At 58.0% G+C, this 24,964-nt stretch carries 23 protein-coding genes and 1 tRNA gene; 10 read left to right on the top strand and 14 right to left on the bottom strand.

Annotated features, from left to right (window positions below; genetic code table 11):
- The first annotated feature begins 5 nt into the window (after positions 1–5).
- Positions 6–182 (top strand): YdcH family protein, encoded by a 177-nt coding sequence (locus AC4FIA_RS00265; RefSeq protein ID WP_103910406.1) that lies wholly within the window; start codon positions 6–8, stop codon positions 180–182.
- A gap of 97 nt (positions 183–279) precedes the next feature.
- Here the strand turns inward: AC4FIA_RS00265 and AC4FIA_RS00260 are convergent, their stop codons facing one another.
- The 5 genes from AC4FIA_RS00260 to AC4FIA_RS00240 form a co-directional block, all read right to left on the bottom strand.
- A complete protein-coding gene (locus tag AC4FIA_RS00260) occupies positions 280–888 on the bottom strand; it encodes an alpha/beta hydrolase (RefSeq protein ID WP_490364253.1) in 609 nt (202 codons plus the stop codon).
- Entirely contained in the window at positions 881–1,813 is a 933-nt protein-coding gene (locus tag AC4FIA_RS00255; RefSeq protein ID WP_490364252.1) for a VOC family protein, read from the bottom strand. The genes AC4FIA_RS00260 and AC4FIA_RS00255 overlap by 8 nt, the downstream gene beginning before the upstream one ends.
- Positions 1,814–1,952: 139 nt before the next feature.
- On the bottom strand, positions 1,953–2,675 hold the full coding sequence (gene phbB / locus AC4FIA_RS00250) for an acetoacetyl-CoA reductase (RefSeq protein ID WP_103910403.1): 723 nt from the start codon (positions 2,673–2,675) through the stop codon (positions 1,953–1,955).
- 239 nt (positions 2,676–2,914) lie between these two features.
- Positions 2,915–4,090 carry an acetyl-CoA C-acetyltransferase gene (locus tag AC4FIA_RS00245; protein ID WP_490364251.1) on the bottom strand — a complete coding sequence of 392 codons (1,176 nt, stop codon included), beginning with the start codon at positions 4,088–4,090 and terminating at the stop codon, positions 2,915–2,917.
- 186 nt (positions 4,091–4,276) lie between these two features.
- Positions 4,277–5,080, bottom strand: coding sequence for an EAL domain-containing protein (locus AC4FIA_RS00240; protein WP_103910401.1), 804 nt, complete (start codon positions 5,078–5,080; stop codon positions 4,277–4,279).
- A 292-nt stretch (positions 5,081–5,372) separates the two neighbouring features.
- Here AC4FIA_RS00240 and rpsD point away from each other — a divergent pair, with 292 nt between their 5' ends.
- Positions 5,373–5,993 (top strand): 30S ribosomal protein S4, encoded by a 621-nt coding sequence (rpsD, locus tag AC4FIA_RS00235; protein ID WP_103910400.1) that lies wholly within the window; start codon positions 5,373–5,375, stop codon positions 5,991–5,993.
- 140 nt (positions 5,994–6,133) lie between these two features.
- On the opposite strand, the gene AC4FIA_RS00230 is transcribed toward rpsD, so the two are convergent.
- The 3 genes from AC4FIA_RS00230 to AC4FIA_RS00220 all read right to left on the bottom strand — a co-directional run bounded on the left by AC4FIA_RS00230 (position 6,134) and on the right by AC4FIA_RS00220 (position 8,878).
- Entirely contained in the window at positions 6,134–6,352 is a 219-nt protein-coding gene (locus tag AC4FIA_RS00230; protein ID WP_103910399.1) for a DUF1127 domain-containing protein, read from the bottom strand.
- A 297-nt stretch (positions 6,353–6,649) separates the two neighbouring features.
- Entirely contained in the window at positions 6,650–7,792 is a 1,143-nt protein-coding gene (locus AC4FIA_RS00225; protein ID WP_490364250.1) for an amidohydrolase family protein, read from the bottom strand.
- Positions 7,793–7,852: 60 nt separating this feature from the next.
- Positions 7,853–8,878, bottom strand: a complete 1,026-nt coding sequence (locus AC4FIA_RS00220; RefSeq protein ID WP_287473435.1) for a LacI family DNA-binding transcriptional regulator — start codon at positions 8,876–8,878, stop codon at positions 7,853–7,855.
- 118 nt (positions 8,879–8,996) lie between these two features.
- Here AC4FIA_RS00220 and AC4FIA_RS00215 point away from each other — a divergent pair.
- A tRNA-Arg gene (locus AC4FIA_RS00215) sits at positions 8,997–9,073 on the top strand.
- Between the two features lie 29 nt (positions 9,074–9,102).
- Here the strand turns inward: AC4FIA_RS00215 and AC4FIA_RS00210 are convergent.
- Positions 9,103–10,476 carry an aspartate aminotransferase family protein gene (locus tag AC4FIA_RS00210; RefSeq protein ID WP_490364249.1) on the bottom strand — a complete coding sequence of 458 codons (1,374 nt, stop codon included), beginning with the start codon at positions 10,474–10,476 and terminating at the stop codon, positions 9,103–9,105.
- A gap of 504 nt (positions 10,477–10,980) precedes the next feature.
- Here AC4FIA_RS00210 and AC4FIA_RS00205 point away from each other — a divergent pair.
- Both AC4FIA_RS00205 and AC4FIA_RS00200 read left to right on the top strand, forming a co-directional pair.
- Positions 10,981–11,799 (top strand): GAF domain-containing protein, encoded by an 819-nt coding sequence (locus AC4FIA_RS00205; protein WP_490364248.1) that lies wholly within the window; start codon positions 10,981–10,983, stop codon positions 11,797–11,799.
- A gap of 4 nt (positions 11,800–11,803) precedes the next feature.
- On the top strand, positions 11,804–12,127 hold the full coding sequence (locus AC4FIA_RS00200) for a hypothetical protein (RefSeq protein ID WP_490364247.1): 324 nt from the start codon (positions 11,804–11,806) through the stop codon (positions 12,125–12,127).
- Positions 12,128–12,165: 38 nt separating this feature from the next.
- Here the strand turns inward: AC4FIA_RS00200 and AC4FIA_RS00195 are convergent, their stop codons facing one another.
- Both AC4FIA_RS00195 and AC4FIA_RS00190 read right to left on the bottom strand, forming a co-directional pair.
- Complete coding sequence (locus AC4FIA_RS00195; protein WP_490364246.1) at positions 12,166–12,918, bottom strand: hypothetical protein; 753 nt, start codon at positions 12,916–12,918, stop codon at positions 12,166–12,168.
- The gene (locus tag AC4FIA_RS00190; protein WP_103910392.1) at positions 12,842–13,120 is read right to left on the bottom strand and encodes a hypothetical protein; all 279 of its coding nucleotides are present in this window, start codon (positions 13,118–13,120) and stop codon (positions 12,842–12,844) included. The genes AC4FIA_RS00195 and AC4FIA_RS00190 overlap by 77 nt, the downstream gene beginning before the upstream one ends.
- Before the next feature lie 186 nt (positions 13,121–13,306).
- On the opposite strand from AC4FIA_RS00190, the gene AC4FIA_RS00185 reads away from it, so the two are divergent.
- On the top strand, positions 13,307–13,777 hold the full coding sequence (locus tag AC4FIA_RS00185; protein WP_490364245.1) for a hypothetical protein: 471 nt from the start codon (positions 13,307–13,309) through the stop codon (positions 13,775–13,777).
- Positions 13,778–14,013: 236 nt separating this feature from the next.
- On the opposite strand, the gene AC4FIA_RS00180 is transcribed toward AC4FIA_RS00185, so the two are convergent.
- On the bottom strand, positions 14,014–14,649 hold the full coding sequence (locus AC4FIA_RS00180) for an imm11 family protein (RefSeq protein WP_490364244.1): 636 nt from the start codon (positions 14,647–14,649) through the stop codon (positions 14,014–14,016).
- A 243-nt stretch (positions 14,650–14,892) separates the two neighbouring features.
- Between AC4FIA_RS00180 and rnhB the strand changes: the two genes are divergently transcribed.
- From rnhB to AC4FIA_RS00160, 4 genes are all read left to right on the top strand, one after another.
- Positions 14,893–15,510, top strand: coding sequence for a ribonuclease HII (gene rnhB / locus AC4FIA_RS00175; RefSeq protein WP_490364243.1), 618 nt, complete (start codon positions 14,893–14,895; stop codon positions 15,508–15,510).
- Between the two features lie 105 nt (positions 15,511–15,615).
- On the top strand, positions 15,616–16,728 hold the full coding sequence (locus AC4FIA_RS00170) for a site-specific DNA-methyltransferase (RefSeq protein WP_490364242.1): 1,113 nt from the start codon (positions 15,616–15,618) through the stop codon (positions 16,726–16,728).
- Between the two features lie 240 nt (positions 16,729–16,968).
- Entirely contained in the window at positions 16,969–17,472 is a 504-nt protein-coding gene (locus tag AC4FIA_RS00165) for a hypothetical protein (RefSeq protein WP_473031024.1), read from the top strand.
- Between the two features lie 435 nt (positions 17,473–17,907).
- Positions 17,908–18,777, top strand: coding sequence for a DMT family transporter (locus tag AC4FIA_RS00160; RefSeq protein WP_490364241.1), 870 nt, complete (start codon positions 17,908–17,910; stop codon positions 18,775–18,777).
- Here AC4FIA_RS00160 and AC4FIA_RS00155 read toward each other — a convergent pair.
- Positions 18,774–23,069 carry a translocation/assembly module TamB domain-containing protein gene (locus AC4FIA_RS00155; protein ID WP_490364240.1) on the bottom strand — a complete coding sequence of 1,432 codons (4,296 nt, stop codon included), beginning with the start codon at positions 23,067–23,069 and terminating at the stop codon, positions 18,774–18,776. The genes AC4FIA_RS00160 and AC4FIA_RS00155 overlap by 4 nt on opposite strands.
- Positions 23,066–24,877 carry an autotransporter assembly complex protein TamA gene (locus tag AC4FIA_RS00150; RefSeq protein ID WP_490364239.1) on the bottom strand — a complete coding sequence of 604 codons (1,812 nt, stop codon included), beginning with the start codon at positions 24,875–24,877 and terminating at the stop codon, positions 23,066–23,068. The genes AC4FIA_RS00155 and AC4FIA_RS00150 overlap by 4 nt, the downstream gene beginning before the upstream one ends.
- Between the last annotated feature and the right edge of the window lie 87 nt (positions 24,878–24,964).

Raw genomic sequence — 24,964 nt, 5'->3', positions numbered from 1 at the left:
TCACTATGAGCTTGAGTTCGCATTTGCAGGAACTGAAGAAGAAGCACCGTGTTCTGTCAGACGCAGTAGAAGAGGCGCAAAGATCGCCCGGCGTTGACGATTTGCGCGTGGCCCAACTGAAAAAGCAAAAGCTTAAGCTTAAAGAAGAAATTACACGTCTGTCTCCTCAGACGATGCACTGACGCATAAGGCCGGTGCCTGAAGGCATCGCATGATAGTAGGTTTCAACGCCCTCATGATTTTTCATGAGGGCGTTTTCGGTTTCAGGGCAATGGGGAATCAGGCGGTGATCGCGGCGCAGAAATCGGTCATGGCTTCGACTTCGTTCTGCATGATGTTGTGACCGCCGGAATGCCAGTCTGCGCGGATATCCGCGCCTTGTTGTTCCAGATAGGCAATCAAAGCCCGTGTCTGCTGGGCCGGACAGATCGGGTCCATTTCGCCCGCCGTGATCAGAATGCGCGACTGCGCCAGACCCGGTTGCGGGGCAGGCGACCATGGGATCAGCGGGTGCAGCAGCATCGCATCGGTAAAGATATCCGGATGCTCCAACATCACGTTCATCAAAATGTTGGCGCCGTTCGAATAGCCAAGGCCAACCACCCGATCCGCGCCCAAACGTGTTTTATGATCGGACAGGAAACGGGCCATGTCTTGGGTCCGTTCGCGCAGATCGTCCATGTCATAGACACCTTCGCCGGTACGTTTGAAATACCGCAACGCGCCGTGTTCGTTCACGGTGCCGCGCGGCGAAATCACATGCGCGCCGGGGATCAAGCTTTGGGCAAAGTCGTGAAATTGTCGTTCCGAACCGCCTGTGCCATGGAAGGTAAAGACCAGCGGGGCGCCTACGGTGCCTTTGGTTTCAGCAAAGACCAGATCAGTCATGGATCGGCTCCAGATACTTCTGTTCCAGCAAGTCGCGCAGATGTTCGTGCTGTGATGGCAGCTTGAGCGCCTCGCCCAGATGCGCTGTATCTTCGTCGCGGTCAAAGCCGGGTTCGTTTGTTGCGATCTCGAACAAAACGCCGCCCGGAGTGCGGAAGTAAATGGCCCAGAAGTAATCCCGGTCAATCACAGGCGTCACTTGGTATCCTGTGTCCATCAGCGCCTTGCGCACTTCCAGCTGTTTGGCGCGGTTTTCCACGGCAAAGGCCACATGATGGACAGATCCCGCGCCCTGCGCGGCGGGCGATGCCTGCAGTTGGGCCAGATCAATCACATTGGCATCGTTGCCGCCGGGGATGTGGTAACGCGTGACCGATCCGCTTTGATCCTGCTTTTCGTAGCCCATGAATTCCAGCAGTTCCGCAGTGGCTGTCGCATCCCACAAACGCATGTCGGTGGAATGAAAACCGCGAATGGCCACATCGGCAGGCATACCGTTTCCTGTCCAAGGCTCGCGGCTGTCGCTTTCGACCTCGACCACGGCAAAGGCATCGCCATCAGGGCCAGAGAAACGAAGGCGCGGCGCGCCGAAATAGGTGTCGCTGCTGATGTTGGCGACGCCTGCTTTGGTCAGGCGTTCCTGCCAATAGCCGACAGCACCGGTCGGGATGGCAAAAACCGTCGTGCCGACCTCGCCGATACCTGCGCGGCCACGGCGCGCACCGGGGAAGGGGAAGTACGTCATCACTGTGCCTGGCGTGCCCAGCTCATCGCCGTAGTACAGGTGATAGACCTCGGGCGCGTCGAAGTTCACCGTCTTTTTGACGCGGCGCAGGCCGAGCACTTTGGTAAAGAAGTCGTTGTTCTTCTGGGCGTCAGACGCCAGCGATGTGACGTGGTGAAGGCCCTGAATGTCGCGGATCATGGAAAGCTCCTATAGCGTTTGGTCCGCAATATAGGCCGCAATCGGTGTGCGTAAATTCCACCTGTAGCGCTGATCCTGTGCGCTGATACACAAAACCCCGCCACATTGGACGGGGTTTCGCGTTTGACTGTCGGTCTGATCAGACGAAGAACTGACCGCCGTTTGCCGAGATTGTCGAGCCGTTGATAAAGCCCGCGTCGTCGGACGCAAGGAACACAACGCAGCGCGCGATTTCTTCCGGCTCGCCCAGACGGCCTGTCGGGATTTGCGCGATGATGGATTCACGGACTTTTTCCGGAACCGCCATAACCATGTCTGTTGCGATGTAGCCCGGGCAGATTGCGTTGGCTGTGATGCCTGCGCGCGCGCCTTCTTGGGCCAGCGATTTCACGATGCCCAGATCGCCCGCTTTGGTCGCCGCGTAGTTCACCTGAGCGAACTGGCCTTTCTGACCGTTGATCGACGAGATCACGATGATACGGCCAAACTTACGCTCACGCATGCCGCCCCAGACGGGGTGCACAGTGTTGAAAACGCCTGTCAGGTTTGTGTCGACCACTTCGTGCCACTGTTCCGGTGTCATTTTGTGGAACGGTGCGTCGCGGGTGATGCCAGCGTTGGCAACAACAACATCGATGGGGCCCAGATCGGCTTCGACCTGTGCAAGGCCCGCTTTGGATTCTTCATAATCCGCAACGTTCCATTTGTAGGTCTTGATGCCGGTTTCGGCAGTGAAAGCCGCGGCTTTTTCTTCGTTGCCGGCAAATGTTGCCGCAACCTGATAACCTGCGTCCTTCAGGGCTTTGGAAATCGAAGCGCCGATTCCGCGGCTGCCGCCTGTGACCAATGCTGTACGTGCCATGTCTTGTCCTCCAAGCACTGAGTAATTCTATTGCGCAAACCTGCATTGTTTTTGCAAGATTGTTACTTTTCAAAAAACAGGTTTCGCGGGGGACGTCAAGCAGACGAATGGGCTAAATCACCGTTTCCTGTGCGTGATTTGGCCGCGTTTCCACTGTTTGTCCCGATGAAAATCTTAAAAAAAGCAATCGCCAATGTACAAAAGAAAAAGGCGGGTCGTTTCCGACCCGCCTTTGTTTGTTACGGACGTTCGACGCACATGGCGACGCCCATACCGCCGCCGATGCAAAGGGTGGCGAGACCCTTCTTGGCGTTGCGGCGTTTCATTTCGAACAGCAGCGTGTTCAGAACGCGGGCACCGGATGCGCCGATCGGGTGGCCGATGGCGATTGCACCACCGTTCACGTTCACGATCTCGGGGTTCCAGCCCATGTCCTTGTTCACGGCGCAGGCCTGAGCGGCGAAGGCTTCGTTGGCTTCGACCAGATCCAGGTCTTCGGCCTTCCAGCCTGCTTTATCCAGCGCTTTGCGCGATGCGTAGATCGGGCCAACGCCCATGATGGACGGGTCCAGACCGGCTGTCGCGTAGGACACGATGCGCGCCAGAGGCTCGATACCGCGCTTTTCTGCGTTGTCCGCTGTCATCAGCAGAACGCCCGCCGCGCCGTCGTTGATGCCGGATGCGTTGGCCGCTGTGACCGAGCCGTCTTTTGTGAAGGCCGGACGCAGTTTCTGCATGCTTTCCAGTGTCACGCCGTGACGGATGTATTCGTCTTTATCGACAACGATGTCGCCTTTGCGGGTTTTGATCGTGAAGGCGATGACTTCGTCGTCGAACTTGCCAGCCTTCTGGGCCGCTTCGGCCTTGTTCTGGGATGCCAGCGCGAATTCGTCCTGCATGTCGCGGCTGATCTGCCACTGCTCGGCAACGTTTTCGGCTGTCTGGCCCATGTGGTAGCCGTTGAACGCATCCCACAGACCGTCGCGGATCATCGTGTCGATGTACTTTACGTCGCCCATTTTGTGGCCAGCGCGCAAGTGCGCGGCGTGTGTGGACAGCGACATGTTTTCCTGGCCACCGGCACAGATGATGTCCGCATCACCCAGTTGGATGTGCTGTGCACCCAGCGCAACAGCGCGAAGACCCGAACCACACACCTGGTTGATGCCCCAGGCTGCTGCCTCTTTCGGCAGGCCGGCGTTGATGTGCGCCTGACGGGCAGGGTTCTGGCCCTGAGCCGCGGTCAGAACCTGACCCAAAATGGTTTCCGACACATCCGCTTTGTCGATGCCTGCGCGTGCGACCAGTGCCTCAAGAACGGCGGCGCCAAGATCATGGGCAGGGGTGTTGGCAAAAGAGCCGTTGAAGCTACCTACAGCGGTACGCGCTGCGGATGCGATGACGATGTTGGTCATATTTGGTTCTCCATCCAATGAGCCGGTGGTGCGACGTGCATTGCTGCGCCGCCGCACAATTCCTCCTGTGTAACGGTTACAGCAGCAATTCCAACGCGGCAACCTGCCCGAAGGTGGCCCAATCACTGCCCGACAGGGCGGGCTGTGTTATTCGTGTGCCGCGTGAAGTGGATGAAATACACAAACCTAGGGCTTGTGAACAAAAGGCGGAGAAAGCGTGGGTGCGGAAAAGGCGTAACCTTGCAAACAGTCAATGCCCACACTGGCCAAAAAGGCTGCATCTTCTAGGGTTTCCACCCGTTCTGCGACAGTGATCATACCAAATTCGCCACCCACGGCAGCAAGGGCGCGGATAGCGACCTGATTGTCTGAATCATGGGCCACGTTTGCGACAAAATGCCCGTCGATTTTCAGGATATCGAAGTCCAATTGCTTGAAATGGCGGAACACCGTTTGCCCTGCACCGAAAGAATCGAGGGCAAAAGAAATGCCCTTTTTCCGCAATCGCCGTGCAAATTCGGTCACCAATTCGGGCACGCGCATGGCTGAGTCTTCAGAAATTTCGAGAATCAGTCGCTCGGCCAGTGTCGGGTTGGCGGACAATTGACGATCCAGAATGCGTTGCCACCGCATATACCCGATCGAACGGGCAGACATATTTATCGACAGGCGCAGGTCGGGCACTTTGGCCAGCATGCGCAGCCCGTGTTCCAACGCATGGCAATCCAGCAAACGGCCGGTTTCCTGTTCTTCGACATATCCGATGAATTCCCGCGCAGGGATGATGCGGCCCGTAGGGTCGGTGACCCTGATCAAGCCTTCCCAGAAAGCCACGCGGTTCTGGGCACTGGCCTGCACGATGGGCTGATAGGCCAGTTTCACCTCTTTGTGCCGCACGGCCGCGGCAACCATTGACGGAATATCCTTGTCACGGTTGCGAACAGCCTCTGACAGGGCGTTGGATTTCATTTTCTGGTGTTGCGGGCGCATTGATCCACTCTTCCACTATGGCCATCGCCAAAGTGCCCGCCAGAGGTTAACGGGTTGGTTAAGAAATCAGGCTCTATTCAAATGCCACCTATTTCCCTCTGCGCCTTTAAAATCAGGGACCCCGTGGCAAAGCGCTTGACTCTGAAAGGTGTGCGCATATAAGCGCGGCTTCATTGGTGTTGGTGGCCCCCGCAAGGGGATGCCTGTCAGGGTTTCGACCCAGAGGACAACGCCCTTCATAGATACCCCCAAGACCACCGAAGGGGTGTCGCCTACAGAAGGAGATCAGACGGTGACAAAACGCACCTCTGCCAAGTACAAAATTGACCGCCGGATGGGTGAAAACATCTGGGGTCGTCCGAAATCCCCCGTTAACCGTCGTGAATACGGCCCCGGCCAGCACGGCCAGCGTCGTAAGGGCAAGCTGTCCGACTTCGGTATCCAGCTGCGCGCCAAGCAGAAGCTGAAGGGTTACTACGGCGACCTGACCGAAAAACAGTTCCGTCGCATCTTCTCGGACGCGGAACGTATCAAGGGTGACACAGGTGAAAACCTGATTGGTCTGCTCGAGCGTCGTCTGGACGCCGTTGTTTACCGCGCCAAGTTCGTTGCGACAGTTTTCGCTGCTCGTCAGTTCGTAAACCACGGCCACGTCCTGGTGAACGGCAAGCGCGTCAACATCCCGTCCTACCGTGTTAAAGAAGGTGACGTGATCGAAGTTCGCGAGAAGTCCAAGCAAATGGCCGTTCTGCTGGAAGCAACTCAGCTGACAGAGCGTGACGTTCCGGACTACATCGACGCTGACCACAGCAAGATGAAAGCGACATACGTACGCCAGCCGGGCCTGTCCGACGTACCGTACCCGGTCGTCATGGAACCGAACCTGGTCATCGAATTCTACGCGCAGAACTAAGGTTCCGCGCCACCCCATACGGAAAGGCCGCATCATTCGATGCGGCCTTTTTGTTTTTGGCGTCTGTGATTTGACGATCGGGCAAAAGAAAAGGCCGCGCCCAGTGGGCACGGCCTTTTTCAGAGTACCGATAAACCGGATTACATGTAGTATGTGGATCGGAAAACGTGGTGGACGATTTCGTCACGCTTCAGGCCGCGCTTCGCCAGTTCTGCGTCGCTCATTGCCTGCAGCTGCTGAACGCGACGGACGCGACCGTCGGCTTCTGCGATAGCTGTCATGGTACGCAGAATCGCGTTACCGATGTTTGCGAATACGTTGCTGGATTCGCGGACGAGTGTTGTTTCTGCAAGTGCCATTTCGACAAACTCCTGTTCAAGTCTGCTCCCTTGAGACATTGATATATGCTGCGGCGCGGCAAAAAAAGAGCTGTCTGGTAATAGCCGGTTTCCATTATTTGCATGGCTAGAGTCGCAATTTGCAGGGCTGCTATGCTGCAGCTGCAAAGGAATTGGGGTGACCGAAGCCACCCCAGAGACGTTTGGAAAATTTATGCCCGAAGGCCAAAGTAATAAAGCGGTCCGTGGGACGGACCAAGCGCGGTCACTACTCGCAAAAGCAAGGTATGTGATTCCGATGACAGTTCGGTAACAGTGCTATTCTGCGGCCAGCGCGGCTTCGCTGCCCGCCGCTAGAAAACGCTGTGCGGCACCGCCCGCCAGATAGGCGATGCGCCCGTCAGAGATGGTGGCCTCGACCTTTTTCGTGGTGGCATGCACCACAACCAGATCCGCGCGGCGGCCATAATCGATATGCCCTCGATCGGGCAGTCGCAAAATCTCGGCCGGAGTTTGTGATATCAGCGCCCAAGCACGGGGCAGGGACATGCGCCCGTCGTCCACGATCTTGAATACGGCGCGCACCAAATCGGCGTAATGGTGGTCCGACATCAAAGCCTGACACAATCCAGAGCGCAAAAGATCTGTCGTCAGGGCAGCTTGATCGCTTCGCAGGATATACGAGGCGGGCAAAGTCACCGGATCACCAACGGCTTTGGCCAATGCGGCGGGTTTACGGTTGTCGGGTCGTGCACAAAGCTTGGCGCCCAGCATTGAATAGGTTTCCCGCGTTTCCCCATCGGGGTCATCCAGACTGCCGTACACAGTGCCCAGCAGATCAAAGGCTTCGGCCAGACGGCACAGATGGCGCGGCACATCACGTTTTTCGGGTGCCACAGAGGCCGCTTTTTCCAGCAGTGGGCCGCGATCCAGCTTTCCTAGCTCGATACGTTTCAGCAAATCGGTGAACAGCACCAGATCCACGCCATGGCGGCGGACCGAAGCCAGCAGAGCATCACGTGTTGTGGTCGTGTGCGTGTCGCACAGCAATACGGCCCGCATATCAATCAGACAGCTGGGCCGCATATGCTCGATTAAGGCCAGCACAGTTCGTGCAACATCCGGACTTGAGTGTTCGGCCTCCCAACCCCATCCTTGAGCAATGCGCGCCGTCGTGACCCCGTTGGCCGCAGCATCGCGTGCGGTCGTAAGTAACGCGGATTGCATCGACATATCGGACGCAGTCATCCGGTTCTGAAAGCCAAGACCACACAGGTCGACGATCCCGGGCAGTACAAAATATCCGGACAGGTCAACTTCAGGCAAAGGCCCCTTGGTGACCCGACCTTTTTGAATGGCGACAGACCTGCGTTGCATTTTTCCGTCGCGCAAAACCTCGGCCCCTGTCAGGCGAAGCGACAGGCGGCGCGATTTCTGAGGTGAAAAAAGACGCTGCTCCATGACGCCGGTGTAGACGTCGCGTGTATCGGGATAATGACAAAACCCGTTTAGAGCGTAAATTTAGCGGCGTTTCAGCGTGTCGCCGTAAAGAACCTTGGGGCTAAGCTCGACAATACGCTCGACCTCTTTCGTTGGGTCGGCAACGCGTTCTGCAATGATCTCGGCAGCCTTGGTGCCAATCTCGCTCCGGCCCGCGTTCATCGTGGCCAGCTTGCGCGGTAAGCCGTCCAGCAACTCGACCCCGTTGAAACCGGCCAGACCGATCTTGCCGGGCACGTCATAGCCCTTTTCCAGCAGATACAGCAGGCCACCGGCACCGATCATGTCGTTTGAGTAATAGAGGAAATCCAGCTCGGGCGAACGTTCCAGCATGGCTTCGGTCATCTCGCGACCCTTCGCCAAAGCCGATCCTCCGGAATAGAATTCCTGATCCTCGACCTCGATGCCGCTTTTGGCGAGAACCTCGGTAAAGCCTTCGAACCGCTTCCGCGCACGGTGGTCCAAGGGCATCTTGGTGCCCATAAAGCCGATGTGCTGGTAGCCCTGTTTCAGGATCGCCTGCGCCATTTCGCGGCCTGCACGACGGTGTGAAATACCGACAGCTGCATCAATGGGCGTGCCGTCGATATCCATAATCTCGACAATCGGGATGCCTGCCGCGCGCATCATGGCGCGGGACGCATCGGAATGTTCCAGACCGGCGATGATCACGCCCGAGGGACGCCACGACAGCATCTCGTAAAGAACGCGTTCTTCTTTTTCCGGCAGGTAGTCCGTGACGCCAACGACCGGTTGAAGGTCAGTGGTTTCCAGCACGTTCGAGATGCCGGAAAGAACCTCTGGGAAAACCATGTTGCGCAGGCTGGGAATAATGACGGCCACAAGGTTGACCCGCTGGCTGGCCAGAGCGCCTGCAATTTTGTTGGGCACGTACCCAAGCGCCTTGGCCGCTTCGAGGACCTTTTCGCGGGTGGCTGGGCTGACATCGCCACGGTTGCGCAAAACGCGGCTCACGGTCATTTCGGAAACGCCAGAAGCTTCTGAAACGTCGCGGAGCGTCAAGGGGCGATGGTCTGTCGGGGCCACGGTGTTTTCCTGTGCTTTTCTAAAAGTCTAGCGCAATCCCATAAGATCATACAAGGCAAACGACAGTCCATTCAGGGATGACAAGCCTTGATGCAGACGATATGCAAAAAACCCGTGCGGTCCCGTGGCTCAACTGGATAGAGCAGCCCCCTCCTAAGGGGCAGGTTGCAGGTTCGAATCCTGCCGGGATCGCCAGGATTCATTTTGTGATCTCAGGGCATTGATCAGCCCAAAACCGACGTCACAGCCCGCGTGGTTGCCGCGACGATCTCGTCTGCCTCTTGTTTGGTCAGGCAGAACGGTGGGGCGAAGCCTAGGATGTCGCCTTGGGGCATGGCGCGGGCGATGATGTTGCTTTGCTCTAGCAAGGCCGCTGCGATTTGCGGGCCGATTTTGTCGGCGGCGTCATAGAATGTGCGGCTGTCGCGGTCTTTGACGAACTCGACCGCGCAGAGCATGCCTTCGCCGCGGACTTCTCCGACATGGGGGTGGGCCGACAATGCCTCGGACATGGTTTTGTTCAGATAGCCACCGACTTTGCCCGCCTGCGTGACAAGGTCCAATTCGTCGATCAGTTTCAGGTTCGCCACACCTGCCGCCGCGCCGATGGGGTGTGCGGAATAGGTCCAGCCGTGGCCAATGGGGCCATTTTCGTCTGTGCCCTGTTCCAGCACCTTCCACACTTTGTCGGACACGATCGAGCCGGACAATGGCGCGTATGCCGAAGTCAGGCCCTTGGCGATGGTGATGATGTCGGGGCGCATGCCGTAATGGTCAGACCCGAACATGGTGCCCAGACGACCGAAGCCTGTCACGACCTCATCCGCGATCAGAAGAATATCGTGTTTGTCCAGCACCGCCTGAATGGCCTGCCAGTATCCTGCGGGCGGGGGGACGATACCGCCTGTGCCCAGAACCGGTTCGCCGATGAAGGCGGCGATGGTGTCTGCGCCTTCGCGTTCGATCAGCGCCTCGAGCTCGGCCGCGCAATGGGCGGTGAACTGCTCCTCGCTCATATTCAGATCGGGGCGGCGGAAATAGTAGGGGGCCTCTGTGTGGATCACCTGCGTCAGTGGCAGATCGAACTTCTTGTGGAACAGCTCAAGCCCTGTCAGCGATCCGGTCATCAAACCCGAGCCGTGATAGCCGCGCCAGCGCGAGATGATCTTTTTCTTTTCGGGGCGGCCAAGGATATTATTAAAATACCAGACCAGCTTGATGTTGGTCTCGTTCGCGTCTGATCCGGACAGGCCGAAATAGACCTTGGACATATGATCGGGTGCGCGGTCCAGAACCATCTTGGCCAGTGTGATCGACGCCTCGGTGCCGTGACCCACATAGGAATGGTAATAGGCCAATTCCTTGGCCTGATCCGCAATCGCATCAGCAATGTCAGACCGGCCATAGCCGACATTCACACAGTAAAGGCCGGCAAAGGCATCCAGCAGGCGGTTGCCGTCACGGTCTTCGATATGACAGCCTGACCCGCCGGTGACGACGCGCTGCGGGACGTTGCCGCGGGCGAACTCGGCCAGATGTGTGGAGGGGTGGAAAAAATTGTCGCGATCCCACTGTTCAAGTTGGTCGTTGCGAAGCATGGCTCACCTATCGGTTCCGGCGGCGCGCCGCCTGTTTCAATGAAAGGAGCCTTGTGCACGCAGCCGACGCTTCAGGGCGTCTGACCAAGAGGGAAAGCTCCGCTCATCCTGACAGCAGCGCGCAATGCCTTTATTGCCAAGACAGACAAAGCCTAGTTCGTGGCGAAAAGATTGAAAAGGACCTTTGGACGTTTTTTGACTCGACGGAATAGGCACGCAAATACGCCCGATTTCCCAAATGGACGCATCCGTTTTTGATAGGGTGTTCCCGTCTTAACGTATACGTGGGTCGCGCCACGCGCGGAGGGACACGGCGCTTTGATTTCGGGCCGCGTCGAGACGTCGAGGTGTACGACAGACCTCGGGCTCATTTTATAGCTGTGACGCGATGTCTTTCGAAGTTTCAGATCGCCCAAGACAGCTTCATTTGATCTTAGGTCATCTCGACGTACGGGCTTTTTGCTTCACAATTTACCTTGGGTAAATTTTCGGAATGGAGTTGTTATGGTACCTGCATACGAAGCCGCACCCTTGCCTGCGAACGAAGAAGCACGCAACGCACGGGTTCACCGGTCCGGGGTCATGGATGTAGATCAGCCTGACCGGTGGGATATATATGTCGATCTTGCGAAACTGATTACGGATTGTCCGGTCGCCTATACAGGGCTGCTGGATGAGGATCGCCAGTTTTTCCTTGCTCAGGATTTCAACGGGCTGATCGACGCCACTGAAGTGCCCCGTAAAATGACCCTTTGCCAATATGCATTGGGCAGCACAGCACCGACAATTGTTCCAGACCTGCGAGAGCACGAAAAGCTTAAGAACAATCCTCTGGTGCTTGAGTCGCCCCATTGGGTGTTTTGGGGGGCCTATCCGCTTGTGACCAATGACGGTCTGGTTTTGGGAACGCTATGCACTGTGGACTACAAGCCAAGGGTGATGTCACCCGAGGTCGTGGACCGGATGGTTGAACTGGCGTCGAACATGACCCTGATGATCACGCTGCAAATGGAAGAACGCGGTGCTGTCACGGAACGCATGTCCGAAGTCTGCCGGAACCTTGGTCGTGAATACCCGGAAATGGGCTTGCCCGAGTTGGAAGGCTTTCTAAGCCTCTGTGCTGGCAACCCGGTGTCCAAGGATACCTTGCGAACGCTGATTGACATGGGTTTGGCCGAAAAGAAAGGAATTGGCGCAGAGCTGTCCGCCGTGGGCCGAGAGGTTCAGGGCAATCAGGGCCTGTCCGCCGCGATGTTCCGCCGCAAAATCCTGGCCCCCAAAGCGACGCTGGACGTCGAAGATCTCTTTGCAATGATGGAGTAGCGCGATGTACACCAAAATCTATCAGATCAAGCTGACCAGCTTAACCGAAGGCAAGATTGCTGCGTCCTACGTTGCCGAGGAACTGGGCGGATCGATTGCCAGACACAACATGACAGGGCTGAATATCTTTCTGTGCAAGGAAGGCTCGCTGTACGTGACGATCAATTTCGACGACATATCCGAGATGAAAGCCTTTGAAGCGGGGCAGGAAGAGCTGTTCAACGAACTGAAGCAATCCTTCACCTGTCGCGCCGTGGATTATGCCGCCGTTCCGGTGTTCCGTTACGAACGCGAGGCAACCAATGCGGCACTATCCGCTCTGGGGTAAATGACGCGGGCTAAGGAAGCTGCTTTTGCAGCAGCTTCCTACACCACCTCGATCACACCCTTGTCGATGGCCAGCACATAGCCGCGTTTGGCGATGGTTTTGACCAGCAGTTCGCTGACCAACTGGTTGCCCAGCCCGTCGCGCAGGCGTTTGATGCGGGTGGCACCGGCTGCTTCGTCGCAGTCGGCCTCGGACCGGCCGGAAATCATCGCCTCGATCTGGACGCCGGTCAGCATTTCGTCGTCCATGCGGGCCTCGGCCAGAACCGATATCGTCTCCATCATCGCGTCGGTCAGTTTGAAGCCCATGGTGTTCAGATAGACCGTCTTTTCATCGCGGCTGATGATCAGCGACGACACCTCGATCCCTGACCGTTCGATCTGGGCCATCCGGCGGTTCATCGTGACCAGCATGATCAGGAACACCAAGGCGGCGACCAGCATGGCGGTGGCAAAGATCAAAAGGACGAAAATGACCATCCGGTAGCTGGCCAGCGTTTCGGCAAAGGCATTGCCGGACTGGGCCAGAATTTCCAGCAGTTTGATTTCGGCCTGCGATGTCAGGTCGTCGTTTTCGATAAAGATACGTTCGACCTGCGCATCAAAGGCGTTGGCGTCGGGCAGGGCCAGCAACAGCCAGATCCCTGCACCCGCCAACAAGGCGACGATCGCGACAATCCCAAGGCTGACGATACGCGTGCCGGACCGGCGCGCCTCAGTAGCGGAGGTAGTTGTTTCCGGCACTGGTCTTCCTTTCCTCCAAACCACTTTCGTCAAATACAGACACAACATTCAGCAAAGTCCAGCCTGCGTCTTTCAGGCGGGGCTTCAGCTCTTTCTTGGCGGATTTCTTGCTGCAGTCGCCAGAAATCTCGGCCACCCCGTAATGCAGGCGCAACGGGTCTTCCTGCTTGGCCTTGTAATCGGCATAGCAACCGGCCTCTGCCGCGGCGGGCAGGGCAAGAAGCAGGGAAAGGATCAGGGCGTTTTTCATAAGGACATGATTGCACGCAATGGGTGCTGCAATTCAATAACAACGCGCAAAATAAGGGCTGTTATCCGATAACAGGCGGTCGTCATTGCCTGACTTCGGGGGGCTGGGACAGGTTCGGGACACAAGCTTGGTCTCGTTCGATCAGGTGCATCACCGAAATGTCCAACAGCCCACAGGAGCCGCCCCATGTCCCGCCGTTTTATTGCCGCCGTCCTAAGTACCGCCCTTGCCCTGACCAGCTTCGGGGCCACCAGCGCCCGTGCCGCCGATGCCGATGATCTTGTGAAACTTCTGGCAGGGGCCGCCACGATCTATGTGATCGCCAATGCTGCCGAACAGGCGCGGGAACGCAATGACGGTAAGGTCACCAAAAAGCAGAAAGAGCTGATCTACGAACGGGCCTGGCCGCAGTACGGCAAGAACAACTTCCAGAACCGTATGCGCCCGCCGCTGCCCGCTGAATGCCTGTGGGTGCCGCGCAACGGTTCGAAAAAGCACGATGCGGTTTTCAGCGCCCGCTGCCTGAACCGCAAATACGACGCATCCAACCGCCTGCCGCGCAAATGCCGGACCGAGGTGCGCACCCAGCGCGGTTATGCTCATGCCTACGGCGCCCAGTGCCTGCGCAAACGCGGCTACGTGATGCGCCGCCGCTGATCCTTTTCGAGCAGGAGATGCATCGGGTTTGATCCCCTGTCCCCTTGCATCGCCACAGACGCGCGGCCCAAAGAAGGCCGCGCGTCTTATTTTGTAAGATGGCGCAAGAAATGTGGCATTGTCTGCTATGCGGGACGAAGCGGACCTTCTCTGAATGCCGCTCGAATGGCCGCTCAGGCGCTGGTGAACTATTTCGCCACCAGGTCGTCTAAAGTCATCACGGTTAACAAAGCCTCTTATGCAAAAGGAGACGCCACTTTCTTGAAACCGGTCATTTCAGCGCCGACCATCTCCTCCAACGCGCGGTCTGATACAAAAAGTCGTTCTCTCAAAAATTCATCCGTCCAAACGTGTCGCCCTGCGACCGCCTCAGCATTCCAGACAATGTTGGGCGTGTGCGGTGTGCTGTAGAACGCAACTTGGCCGGCGACCTTGACGGGTTTGACGTCGGATTGCCCGACATCGATGCCACCCGAGACGACGTCTGTCATCCGATGCCAGTAATGTGAGTCTTCCATCGTCTCATGCCCCAAGTGCAAAACCACAGGGAAGTAAGATCCGCTTTGATCGTCGATCGATTCAAACAATGTCTTGAGACGCGCACTAACCAGCCACGAGCTACCCGGTCCCTGCATCATGTCATAAAGATTATCCGGGCCATCGGCCATGAGCTTGAGGTGAAGCGGCAGATCATCCGGTGTGACCGCCAGCCGCCAGTTTGACAACGCGGGAAACATGATCGATTCACCATTCGCGGAAATTAGTTCCCAGTGATGCCGGGCAGACATGTCATCAAGCTCCGATTTCAGCATCCATGGCATCAAAATTCTCCGCTTTTGCGCGCCCAACTTTTCGAGCGTTTCTTTGTCCACAAGCGATCCGACGATCGGATGGAGGCGCAAGTCGCCTTCACACAACCGACGCGACAGTACGATGCAAAATGCAGCTTTTCGCCAACGTCCCGTGCATGCCTATACCATGCCTTCGCGTCAAACCCGACATTCGGACGCTCCGCAGCATCTTGCACTCTGGGCTCAAACCAGACTCTCTCGCTTTCAAGACTACTCAAACTTTTGATGTGGTTGTACCGATGCCTGTCAGGTATCCCAGCAACCATGAACATTCCTGACGATTCCCATGAACGTGCGCTGATCTCGCAAGGGTGCAAATTGATTGCTGGTGTGGACGAGGTCGGGCGCGGGCCGTTGGCGGGGCCTGTGGTGGCGGCAGCTGTTCTGTTTGATCCGGCAACTTTGCCCGAGGGCCTGCGCGATTCAAAAGCGCTGTCCAAGAAAAAGCTGGCGGCATTGTCCGAGCTGATCACCGCGAACTGCCGCTATGCCATCGGCGAGGCGACGGTCGAGGAAATCGACGAAATCAACATCTTGCGCGCCAGCCACGTGGCGATGTGCCGTGCGATTGCGGCGTTGCCCGAGCAGCCGGATCATGTGCTGGTCGACGGCAATATGATCCCCAAAGACCTGACCATTCCCGCCAGCGCAATCATCAAGGGCGATGCCAAATCGGTGTCGATTTCGGCGGCCGCAATTGTGGCCAAAATATGTCGCGACAGGGTGATGTGTGATTTGGCGCAACACTATCCGCAGTATGGCTGGGACTCGAACGCGGGATACCCGTCAAAAAGCCACAAAGAAGCGCTCCGAGATTTTGGTGTTACCCCACATCATAGACGTAGCTTCAAACCGATACACAATATCTTGTATCAAGAATAATTTCTAACGTACTGATTCAAAAAAGAATTTGACCCCGAATCACGTTTGACTCACCATTGTACCCAACCACAGAGCGCAAAAGCGCCAACGGGACAGAGGCAGAGTATGACGAAGATGACCGATATTAAGAGCGCGCAAGCGCTCCCTCTCAACACGATTCTATCGGGGGATTGCATTGATATAATGCGGTCCCTGCCGGAGAATTCTGTCGATCTGATTTTTGCAGATCCGCCGTATAATCTTCAGCTGAAAGGGCAGCTTCACCGCCCTGATAACTCGCGCGTTGATGCCGTGGATGACCACTGGGACCAGTTTTCCAGCTTTGGCGCCTATGACGAGTTCACACGCGAATGGCTGGCGGCGGCCCGTCGTCTTCTGAAACCGAATGGCGCGATCTGGGTCATTGGTTCCTATCACAACATTTTCCGCGTGGGTTCTGCGCTTCAGGACGCAGGTTACTGGATTCTGAACGACGTGGTCTGGCGCAAGTCGAACCCGATGCCGAACTTCCGCGGCAAGCGTTTCACCAACGCGCATGAGACAATGATCTGGGCGTCCAAGTCGGAAGGTGCCAAGTACACCTTTAACTATGAGGCGCTTAAATCCCTGAACGAAGGCATCCAGATGCGTTCTGACTGGGTTCTGCCGATCTGCAACGGTGGCGAACGCCTGAAAGACGCCAATGGCGACAAGGCACACCCGACACAAAAACCGGAATCCCTGCTGCACCGTGTTCTGGTTGGTTCGACCAACCCCGGTGATGTGGTTCTGGACCCGTTCTTTGGCACAGGCACAACCGGTGCCGTGGCGAAAATGCTGGGCCGTGACTGGATCGGTATCGAACGCGAAGCGGCCTACCGAGAAGTCGCGGAAAAGCGCATCGCGAACATCCGCAAATTCGACAAGGCCGCGCTGGAAGTGACCCGCGCAAAACGCGCCGAGCCGCGCGTGCCGTTCGGTCAGCTGGTGGAACGTGGCATGCTGCGTCCGGGCGAAACGCTTGTTTCCCCGTCGGGCAAAAGCGCCAAGGTCCGTGCAGACGGCACTCTGGTCGGTCTGGACGTCAAAGGCTCGATCCATCAGGTCGGCGCCCATCTGGAAGGCGCACCGTCGTGCAATGGCTGGACCTACTGGCACTTCAAGAAAGACGGTAAGATTGTTCCGATCGACGTCCTGCGCCAGCAGATCCGCGCCGAGATGGAAGACCGTCCGAACTAAGCCGAAAATACAGAACAGTTTACCGCCCGCGTCCGTAGCCGCCTACGTGACGCGACCTTCCCCGCCTGTCTGTCAGGCGGGGCTTTTTGGTTTGGGCAGGCAAATGCGACAGCTATGTGTCTGATTGTTCATGATATCTTGTCTTATGAATATAAAATCGCAGTTTAGCCCTAATTTGGGCACAAAAATTGAAGATGACGGTGCGGAAGACGGATTATTGGATATCTAAAGAGGGTTCTCATGCTCAAATTTACAACTTCGACGACGGCACTGATTTTGGGTCTGGCACTGGCAACGACTTCGGTTTCTGCACAAGAAACAACTGAAGAGCCGACGCCGACAGAGGAACAGACGCCGACTGAAGAGCTGGATACAAATGACGACGGTCAGCTGACATTCGACGAGATCGACACAGATGACGACGGCGAACTGGACGAAGAAGAGCTGACACATGCCTTCGGTCCCAACGCGACACGCGCCCTGCTGAAATTTGACGCGGATGGCGACGGTATCGTGACCCTCGATGAAGTGCGTGCAGGCAACAACGCTGGCGGCAACAGCGAAGCCGCCAAAGCCCGCAACGCAGAACGCAAAGCCGAGCGTGACGCCGGTGCCACAAGCCGTGACAGCGGCGACAAAGGCAACCGTGGCGGTGGCAACGGTGGTGGAAACGGCGGCGGCAACGGTAACGGCGGCGGCAATGGCGGTGGAAACGGTGGCGGCAACGGTAAAGGCCGCAACTAAATCGCACTAGCGACAGATCGTCAGACATTTTAGGGCACGCCGCGTTTGATCAAAACGCGGCGTGTTTTCTTTTTTAAGAATGACACGCGATGTGCAGGATTCAATAAAGTGGGGTTTGGGAACGAAGAATTCTTTGAGATGCCAGGGCTATGTCCAGCACTGCCAGATCACGGCCCTAGGGGCGTCTAGGGTAAGAGAAAAGCTTAGGTCGGTCTCGGGGTCCAGAAGCATATTTGCGCTCCAGCGGCAAACTTTCTGATCCGAGCATGACAGAGAGTTGGGCAAAGAAAAGGGGTGACCGCGAATTCCGCGACCTTCTGTAGGGGCCCATATTGGGCAAAGGCATGCAAGCCGCGATTTGTGTACATAGCGGGGTTGCCTTGACGTCATCGGAACCTTCGGATCAGGTGCGGGAAACGCAGGGCAGAGGGCTTTATGGATATTCGCGCAATCTTTATGGGGCTGGCCTTTGCTTTGATGTGGTCGTCGGCCTTTGCCTCGGCCCGTATCATCGTCATGTCGGCCCCGCCCTTGGCCGCCCTTTCCCTGCGCTTCCTGATATCGGGCGTTCTGGCGATCCTCATAGCCCGCGCGCTGGGCCAGAACATGAACCTGACGCGGTCGCAATGGCGCGGTGTGGTGATCTTCGGTCTGTGCCAGAACGCGCTCTATCTGGGTCTGAACTTTGTCGCGATGCAAACGGTCGAGGCATCACTGGCGGCTATCATCGCATCGACCATGCCCCTGATCGTGGCCTTTGCAGGCTGGGCCTTCCTTGGTCAGCGCCTTCCCTTGATGGGTGTGATCGGCCTGTTTGCCGGTGTCGCGGGCGTTCTGTTGATCATGGGGATGCGTGTGACCGGTGGGGTTGATCTGATCGGTCTGGCGCTCTGTGTGATCGGTGCGGCGTCATTGGCCGTGGCGACGTTGACGGTGAAATCCGTCACAGCGGGCGGCAATGTTCTGATGATCGTGGGCCTACAGATGCTGGTCGGCTCTGCCGCTCTGATCGTGCCGTCGCTGGCGTTTGAGACGCTGACGTTCGAACCGTCGTGGACCCTGTTGGCGGCCTTTGCCTACACGACACTGGTTCCGGGCGTGTTGGCCACTTTGGTGTGGTTCCTGCTGGTGGATCGCATCGGCGCGGTCAAAGCTGCGACCTTCCACTTCCTGAACCCGTTTTTCGGCGTGGCGATTGCTGCGGTTCTGTTGAATGAAAACCTAGGGGTGTGGGATGTGATTGGCGTCGCGATCATCGCGGCTGGCATTCTGGCGGTCCAATTGGCGCGCCAGTCCAAAGCCTAGTAATCCTTTTCGAAATACACACCCACGCCGGTATTTCCGTCCGAGCCAACAGTGCCACGGGCGGTGATGTTGGGCGTCACTGTCAAGTTCAGGTTGATTTCAGACGTCCCGTCGCTGCCCACCGTCACGTCGGTATAGGTGCGATCATTGATGTACTTGCCCAACTGAAGCTCGGTCGTGCCGTCCTCAGAGGTCTGGACATCCAGATCGTCCAGGCCCGTGCTCATCCGGATGTTGTCGATGATTGAATTGCCACTGCGACCGGCCAGCGTATTCAGCGCGGCGGCGATGCGCAGCGCTTGCAGGCCCGAGATTTGGGTCAGGTCGCGACCGAACAAAAGCAGGGCCAGAACCTCTTCCTCGGGGCGGTCGGGGCTTGAGGTAAAGCTCACCTCGGGGTCAGACACGGGGCCGACGATATTCACCTGAATTTCGGTGTCCGCACGGGACGCATCGGCGCGCACCTGCAGGTAGGGATCAAGATCGCCCTGCAGGACGATAGAGGCCTCGCTTAGCGTCAGGCGTTGACCAAGGATATCCAGACGACCGCGGATCAGGTCGAAACGACCCGTTGGCGTGACGTTCTTCAGACTGCCGCCAATGCGGACACGGCCACCCAGTTCGGCATCCAGACCACGGCCACGCACGAAGATGCGCGAGGGCGCGTTCACGGTCACATCCAGCGGATAATCCAACAGGCCTTCCGGCTTTGCCTCTGCAGTATCCAGCAGTCCGGCACGTGCGCGGGACGTGCGCACTGCGGAGGGTTCGTTGACATGTGCCAACTGGAAGGTCAGCGCAGTTGAACCGGTGCCGCCCGACGGAACCCGCAGTTCGGTTTGCCCCAGATCGACTGTGCCCGACAGGCGGGCCGTCGACGCCAGCGGACCGTTCAGATTAAGCCGCCCTTCGACAGTTGTTGCGTAAAGCGACGGGTCTTCGAACCCTAGGCTGCGCAGACGGATGTTCAGATCGCCGTTAAAGGGCGCCTCCAATGACACGGGGCCATTCACCTGTATCCGTCCGCCGGTGGTTGACCGGCCCTCTACGTCGATCTGCGCACGGCCTGCGTTCAGATCGATCGTTGCCGTCAGTGGATCAAAGGCCAGCGCTTGGGTCGGGACAGTAAGGCTTGCGTTCTCAGTGCCGATACGCCCGCTGAGAGACGACAGCTGCAAAGGACCGTTCAGGCGCAAATCAAAGCGTCCTGTGCCGGATACAACGTTCGGGGTCAGCGCAAAGTTCGCCAGCCCGAGAGGCGCATTGCCGTCAATTGTCAGGTTCGCTGTGCTGCCGTCCTGCGCGACGGTGCCGTTGATCGTGGCGGTGGTGCCGCCAGCCCCATTCAGGACCGTATCAACAAACAGCGTTTCGCCCGAGCGGCGCGCTGTACCTGTGGCGGATGCCGGCCCGCTAAAGTCAGGCGCGAACAGCCCGACATCGCGCAGATCGGCGGAAAAGCGGATGACATCATTCTGATCATCGCTGCTGCCCGACGCCTGAATATCAAACTCGGTCGCATCGACGGTCAGCGTGTCGATCCTGATTGTGCCTGTATCAGAGCGTTCCAGAATAGCGGTCAGATCCGCCGTACCGCGCATCAGCTTGTTCACCGCATCAATGCCGGTGCGCAGGTTGACGGTTTGGCCCCTGACGTTTGTCGCAAAAGAGCCGTCCGTCAGATCCACGCTGCCAGAGCCGGAAAGCTGCGCCGCGCCGCCCAAGGATTGCCCGACAAGGCCGGACAGTGGCGATAGATCGTTGATGTTGATCGCACCCTGTGCCGTCACTTCGGTCGGTTTGAAATCTGCAATATCGGCCTGACCCGAGACGTCAATTTTCGATCCACCGGGCCCTGCGCCCTGAACGGTGTAGTCCAGTGTTTCGCCGCTTTGCGTGGCATTGCCGTTCAGATAGGCGCTGCCGGACATGTTGGGAAAGATATCGTTCAGGTTCGTCAGTTCGGATGTGAACGTGATCCGGCTGCCATCACCGTCGGGGGTGTACAGGCCATCGGCCTGAACCGAACCCCGCGGCGCGATGATGTTAAAGTCGCTGACGGTCAGGCCTAGCGCATCCATAATCGCATCAATCTTGAACGTGCTGCGGCCTTCCAGAATGCGGTCGGCTTCGGCGATGCCGGTTTCGGGGCTGTTCAAAATACCATCGGCGGCCACGTTGAAATGACCGGTCGGCAGGCTGTAACGCCCGTTTGCTGTGGCCTCGACACCGCCGCCAAGGGGCCGGTTCGCGATTTTCGACCAAACCGACAGATCATCGGCGGACAGCGTGCCTTGGCCGGAAATATCCGATAGTTCGCCGTCGATCAGCAGCAGGCCAAGCGTTGCATCCACCGCCGTTTGACCGGGGGCCTGTGCCTTCAGGTCGACGCCCCAGCGCGGGCCGGTTTGCGTGGCCACACCTGTCAGGCTGGTCGCGCCGTTCGCGCCTTCCAGCACATCGCCCAGATCGGTCAGGCGGGCGTCAAAAGAGATTTCGCTGTTGTCGCTGGCCAAAAGGCCGTTCGCTTCGATTTTCGCAACCGAGCTTTCGGTGGTCAGATCGCGCAGCGATATCCCGTTTTCATCGCGCAGAACACTGAGCGTCAGTTCGGTTTGCCCCGCGACGAGTGTGTCCAGCTGTTTGATCCCGACGATCAGATCGCGCGTCGATCCGGTGATCACCGCGTCAAAACCACCTGAAAGAGGGGCGATATTGCCGACAACACGGACGTCAGCCGCGCCTGCAACTTCGCGCTGGGCAAGACCGGAAAAGCGGCTGATGTCATCCACATCGGCCCGCAGATCGCCCGAGATGATCAGGTTCAGGTCGTCGCCCAGACCGTCGAATTCCAGATCACCCGCAACATCGGTTCCTGCGCCGGACAGGGTCAGGTTGCTGATCTTGAAGGGCGCGTCTTCGATATAGCTGACATCGAATTGGCCGGTGGCGTCTGTACCAACGGCTTGCGACAGGTTGGGGTCCGTGAATTCCAGACTTTCAGCCTGAACATCGAACGTCCCCGCCAGTTGCCCAAGCGCCGTGCCTTCGCCACGTGACAGTGACCCTGCGCCGTCGATGCGCAGCAGGCGGGCGGACAGGGTGGGGCGGTCAAGGCCCACGACCTCGATACGGGCGGACCAGTCATCGCTGGTTTCTGCGTTGTAAAGGATGTCCAGATCGGCGCGATCCAGTCGGGTGACCTCACCCGGAATCGGCAGTTCAATCTTGCCGCCTTCCGGTGCTGCAATATCCCCTGTCAGCGCGACACGGCTGGGCCACAGGTCTTCGCCGAAGGCCGCAGAGCCAGAAATGTTGATGGCGTCTGACGTCACCGTCAGATCCGTCAGATCCAGCGCGCCGCTTTGATACCGCGTGCCGTCCACTTTCAGCGACAGGTCTTCACCAAAGAATTCGCGGCTTTCAGGTTCAAGCAGGGGGCGGATGTCGCCGGAAATATCGGCAGTGAACGACGTTCCAGGTTCGCCGTTGTCATTGGCCAAAAGCGCCACAGTGCCGCTGATCCGGTCCTGTCCGTCGGTGGCCAGACCGATGTCTGCGGCAAAGTCCGACAGCGGGCCTTCGCCATCGATGTTCAATGCGACCGACGGCTGGCCCGGCAACCCGAGCAGCGAAGCCGCGATGCCGTTTTCACCCTCTTGCAGCGACACATCCAGTGCCAGTATGCGCGTAGCGTTGTCGAAACTGCCTTCGACCCCAAATGCGCCGCTGGCACCGTCAAGCCGTTGCGCGGCAATTGATACGTTGCCAGAGCCTTCCGCAAGTTGCGCAGAGCCCTCGACGCTGAGGATGGCGATCTGACCAAGGATAGGTTCGCCCAGTTCAACACGTTCCGCTGCAATACGACCGATCTGCACGCCAACGGGCAATTCTGGTAGGGCAAAGGGCGAGGCTTCGGGGCTGGGGGCGTCGCTGGACGATCCGGGCAGGCGTGGCACGATGATCTCTTGGGCAGAGAGTTCGGTCACATCCAGCTGACCCCGCAACAGGGCAGAGCGGTTCCAGTCCAGTTCCACGCCACGCAAGGTCAGCCATGTGCCTTGCGCGTCCGAAATCCGAAGTTCGGCCACCGTCGCGCGTGAACTGAGCGCGCCTTGGAAATCGACGATATCCACGGCGAAATCGCCGTTCGACAGATTGTCTTCGATCAGCGCCTCAAGATAGCCCCGGTCGGCGGCCTCTTGTGAGGTTTCGTCGCTTTCTTGCGACGGGGCAATGGCGGGAAACAGAAAGGTCGCGCCGACAGTGGTGTATACGAGAAACCGCTTCAAAACGCTTGTCCAATCCCGATGTAGAACTGCACACCGTCGCTTGTTTCGCCACCTGTCGGGCCGGCCACGTCAAAGCGGATGGGCCCAAGACCGGTCTGATACCGGACGCCAAGGCCCGCGCCGGAATGCCATTCGCCGTTGTTGTCGAATTCGCTGCTTTCGCCGACATAGCCTGCATCCGCGAACGCAACGACGCCAAGATTTTCGGTCAGGTCCTGTCGCAGTTCGACCGAGAGGGCCGCAAAGCTCCGGCCGCCGGTTTCGTCACCATTGCCCAGATCGACGTTCAACGACTGATAGGGCTGGCCGCGAACAGTGCCGCCGCCGCCCGAGTGGAACAGGTATTCAGGTGGCGTACCTTCGATGTCGGACCCGACGACAGAGCCCAGCTGCAATCGTGTCGCCAAAACCGTTGGGTCCCCATCGCCGTAGCCGAAGTACCCGCGCGCATCCGCGTAAAGGCGTCCGCCCGACTGGCTGCCGTTCAGGCCTGCGTAGGGCGTCAGTTGCAACGCCACATAATGGCCCTGTCGCGGGTTCAGCGAATTGTTGCGTTTGTCCCATGTGATGGTTGTCGGCAGGGTCACAAGCGTGAATTCCCGTTCGCCCAAGTCATCGTTCGTGTGGGACCAGACAAAGCCGATCCCGCTTTCGATGCTGAGGTATTCGCTGAGGGGACGGGTAAAGCCAAAGCGCACTTCGGCACGGTCGGTTTCAAAGGTCGGTTCATCCAGATGTTCTAGCGCGATCAGCGTAAATCCGTGTGTGTCCGCGCCGTAGATCGCAGGCACGTCCAAACGGCCCGAGACGCCATAGTCAATGCCGCTGCTGACGGTCGAAATGTTCTTGATCGACACATCAAAGCGCAGTCGTTCAGCCCCGCCATAGAAATTGCGGTGCAGCCAGAAGGCGGACAGCGCAGCGCCGTCTTGCGTGGAATATTCCGCACCAAACCCGATGCGGCGGGGTTTCTGGTCGGTGACGGCCAGCTTCATATCCATGCTGCCGTCAGGATCAACAGTGTCTGCCTCGGTCAATGTGACCGACGAAAACGCGCGGGTTCTGCGCAGGCGGGCAAGGACGGTTTCAACCTCGGCCGGTGAGAACCGTTCGCCTTTCGGGAAACCGGCGATGCGACGGAGCGCGTTTTCGCGCACGGCGCTGGGCTTGGTGATGACCAGATCGCCAAAACTGACCAACGGGCCTTGGTCGAGGTCGATCTCGACCGAAAGCTTGTTGCGTGCATGGTCCGCCACGGCGCGATCCTGCTCGATGTGCGCTTTGGCATAGCCTTTGTCGCGCCAACCGCTTATGGCGGCGTCGGCGGCTTCGGTGATGACAGTGGATCGCGCGGTGCGGCCTTTGGCAAAATCTTCGGGCAGGTCGGTACCACCTGCCAACGGATCAATGCGGGCACGGTCGAATTCGAACTTGGGCCCAGATTTCACGCGGATTTCGACGCGGTTGATGGTTTGGGGCACTTTCAACAGCGGGATTTGAGAGGCTTCATGACCGTCGATCAGAATACTGACCACGCCGCCGTAGTAGCTCTCGGAATAAAGCGCCAGTGTCAGTGCGCTGTAATCGGCCAAGGCCGCAGCCAGCAAATCCTGCGCGTCTGTCCGGCCTTCATTTTCAGCCGTGCGCAGGTTGGATGCGGCGCGTAGGGCCGCTTTGACCGTTTCTTCCTTTTCGGGGCTAGGCGCGTCTACCGCGAAATCCAGATCTTCCAACGCAATGGCGGTGCCCGTCGGCGCAGCGAAAGCCAGAGCACAGGCCAACGCCATAAATGAGGTTTTGCGTAACACGGTCGCGTTGGCCTTTCGGTCAAGAATTATAGGGTGAATCTAGCGCTGTTGCGGCGGCTGCGCCAGCAGATGTCACGCACATAAATG

The organism is Thalassococcus sp., from assembly GCF_982780845.1.
This window is presented reverse-complemented; position numbering and strand designations above follow the sequence as displayed.

Bases quoted from the DNA above. Each gene is read 5' to 3' on its own strand.
- AC4FIA_RS00265 (WP_103910406.1), top strand. From the start codon at position 6: ATGAGCTTGAGTTCGCATTTGCAGGAACTGAAGAAGAAGCACCGTGTT.
- AC4FIA_RS00260 (WP_490364253.1), bottom strand. From the start codon at position 888: ATGACTGATCTGGTCTTTGCTGAAACCAAAGGCACCGTAGGCGCCCCG.
- AC4FIA_RS00255 (WP_490364252.1), bottom strand. From the start codon at position 1,813: ATGATCCGCGACATTCAGGGCCTTCACCACGTCACATCGCTGGCGTCT.
- phbB (WP_103910403.1), bottom strand. From the start codon at position 2,675: ATGGCACGTACAGCATTGGTCACAGGCGGCAGCCGCGGAATCGGCGCT.
- AC4FIA_RS00245 (WP_490364251.1), bottom strand. From the start codon at position 4,090: ATGACCAACATCGTCATCGCATCCGCAGCGCGTACCGCTGTAGGTAGC.
- AC4FIA_RS00240 (WP_103910401.1), bottom strand. From the start codon at position 5,080: ATGCGCCCGCAACACCAGAAAATGAAATCCAACGCCCTGTCAGAGGCT.
- AC4FIA_RS00230 (WP_103910399.1), bottom strand. From the start codon at position 6,352: ATGGCACTTGCAGAAACAACACTCGTCCGCGAATCCAGCAACGTATTC.
- AC4FIA_RS00225 (WP_490364250.1), bottom strand. From the start codon at position 7,792: ATGGAGCAGCGTCTTTTTTCACCTCAGAAATCGCGCCGCCTGTCGCTT.
- AC4FIA_RS00210 (WP_490364249.1), bottom strand. From the start codon at position 10,476: ATGCTTCGCAACGACCAACTTGAACAGTGGGATCGCGACAATTTTTTC.
- AC4FIA_RS00205 (WP_490364248.1), top strand. From the start codon at position 10,981: ATGGTACCTGCATACGAAGCCGCACCCTTGCCTGCGAACGAAGAAGCA.
- AC4FIA_RS00200 (WP_490364247.1), top strand. From the start codon at position 11,804: ATGTACACCAAAATCTATCAGATCAAGCTGACCAGCTTAACCGAAGGC.
- AC4FIA_RS00195 (WP_490364246.1), bottom strand. From the start codon at position 12,918: ATGTTGTGTCTGTATTTGACGAAAGTGGTTTGGAGGAAAGGAAGACCA.
- AC4FIA_RS00190 (WP_103910392.1), bottom strand. From the start codon at position 13,120: ATGAAAAACGCCCTGATCCTTTCCCTGCTTCTTGCCCTGCCCGCCGCG.
- AC4FIA_RS00185 (WP_490364245.1), top strand. From the start codon at position 13,307: ATGTCCCGCCGTTTTATTGCCGCCGTCCTAAGTACCGCCCTTGCCCTG.
- rnhB (WP_490364243.1), top strand. From the start codon at position 14,893: ATGAACATTCCTGACGATTCCCATGAACGTGCGCTGATCTCGCAAGGG.
- AC4FIA_RS00170 (WP_490364242.1), top strand. From the start codon at position 15,616: ATGACGAAGATGACCGATATTAAGAGCGCGCAAGCGCTCCCTCTCAAC.
- AC4FIA_RS00165 (WP_473031024.1), top strand. From the start codon at position 16,969: ATGCTCAAATTTACAACTTCGACGACGGCACTGATTTTGGGTCTGGCA.
- AC4FIA_RS00160 (WP_490364241.1), top strand. From the start codon at position 17,908: ATGGATATTCGCGCAATCTTTATGGGGCTGGCCTTTGCTTTGATGTGG.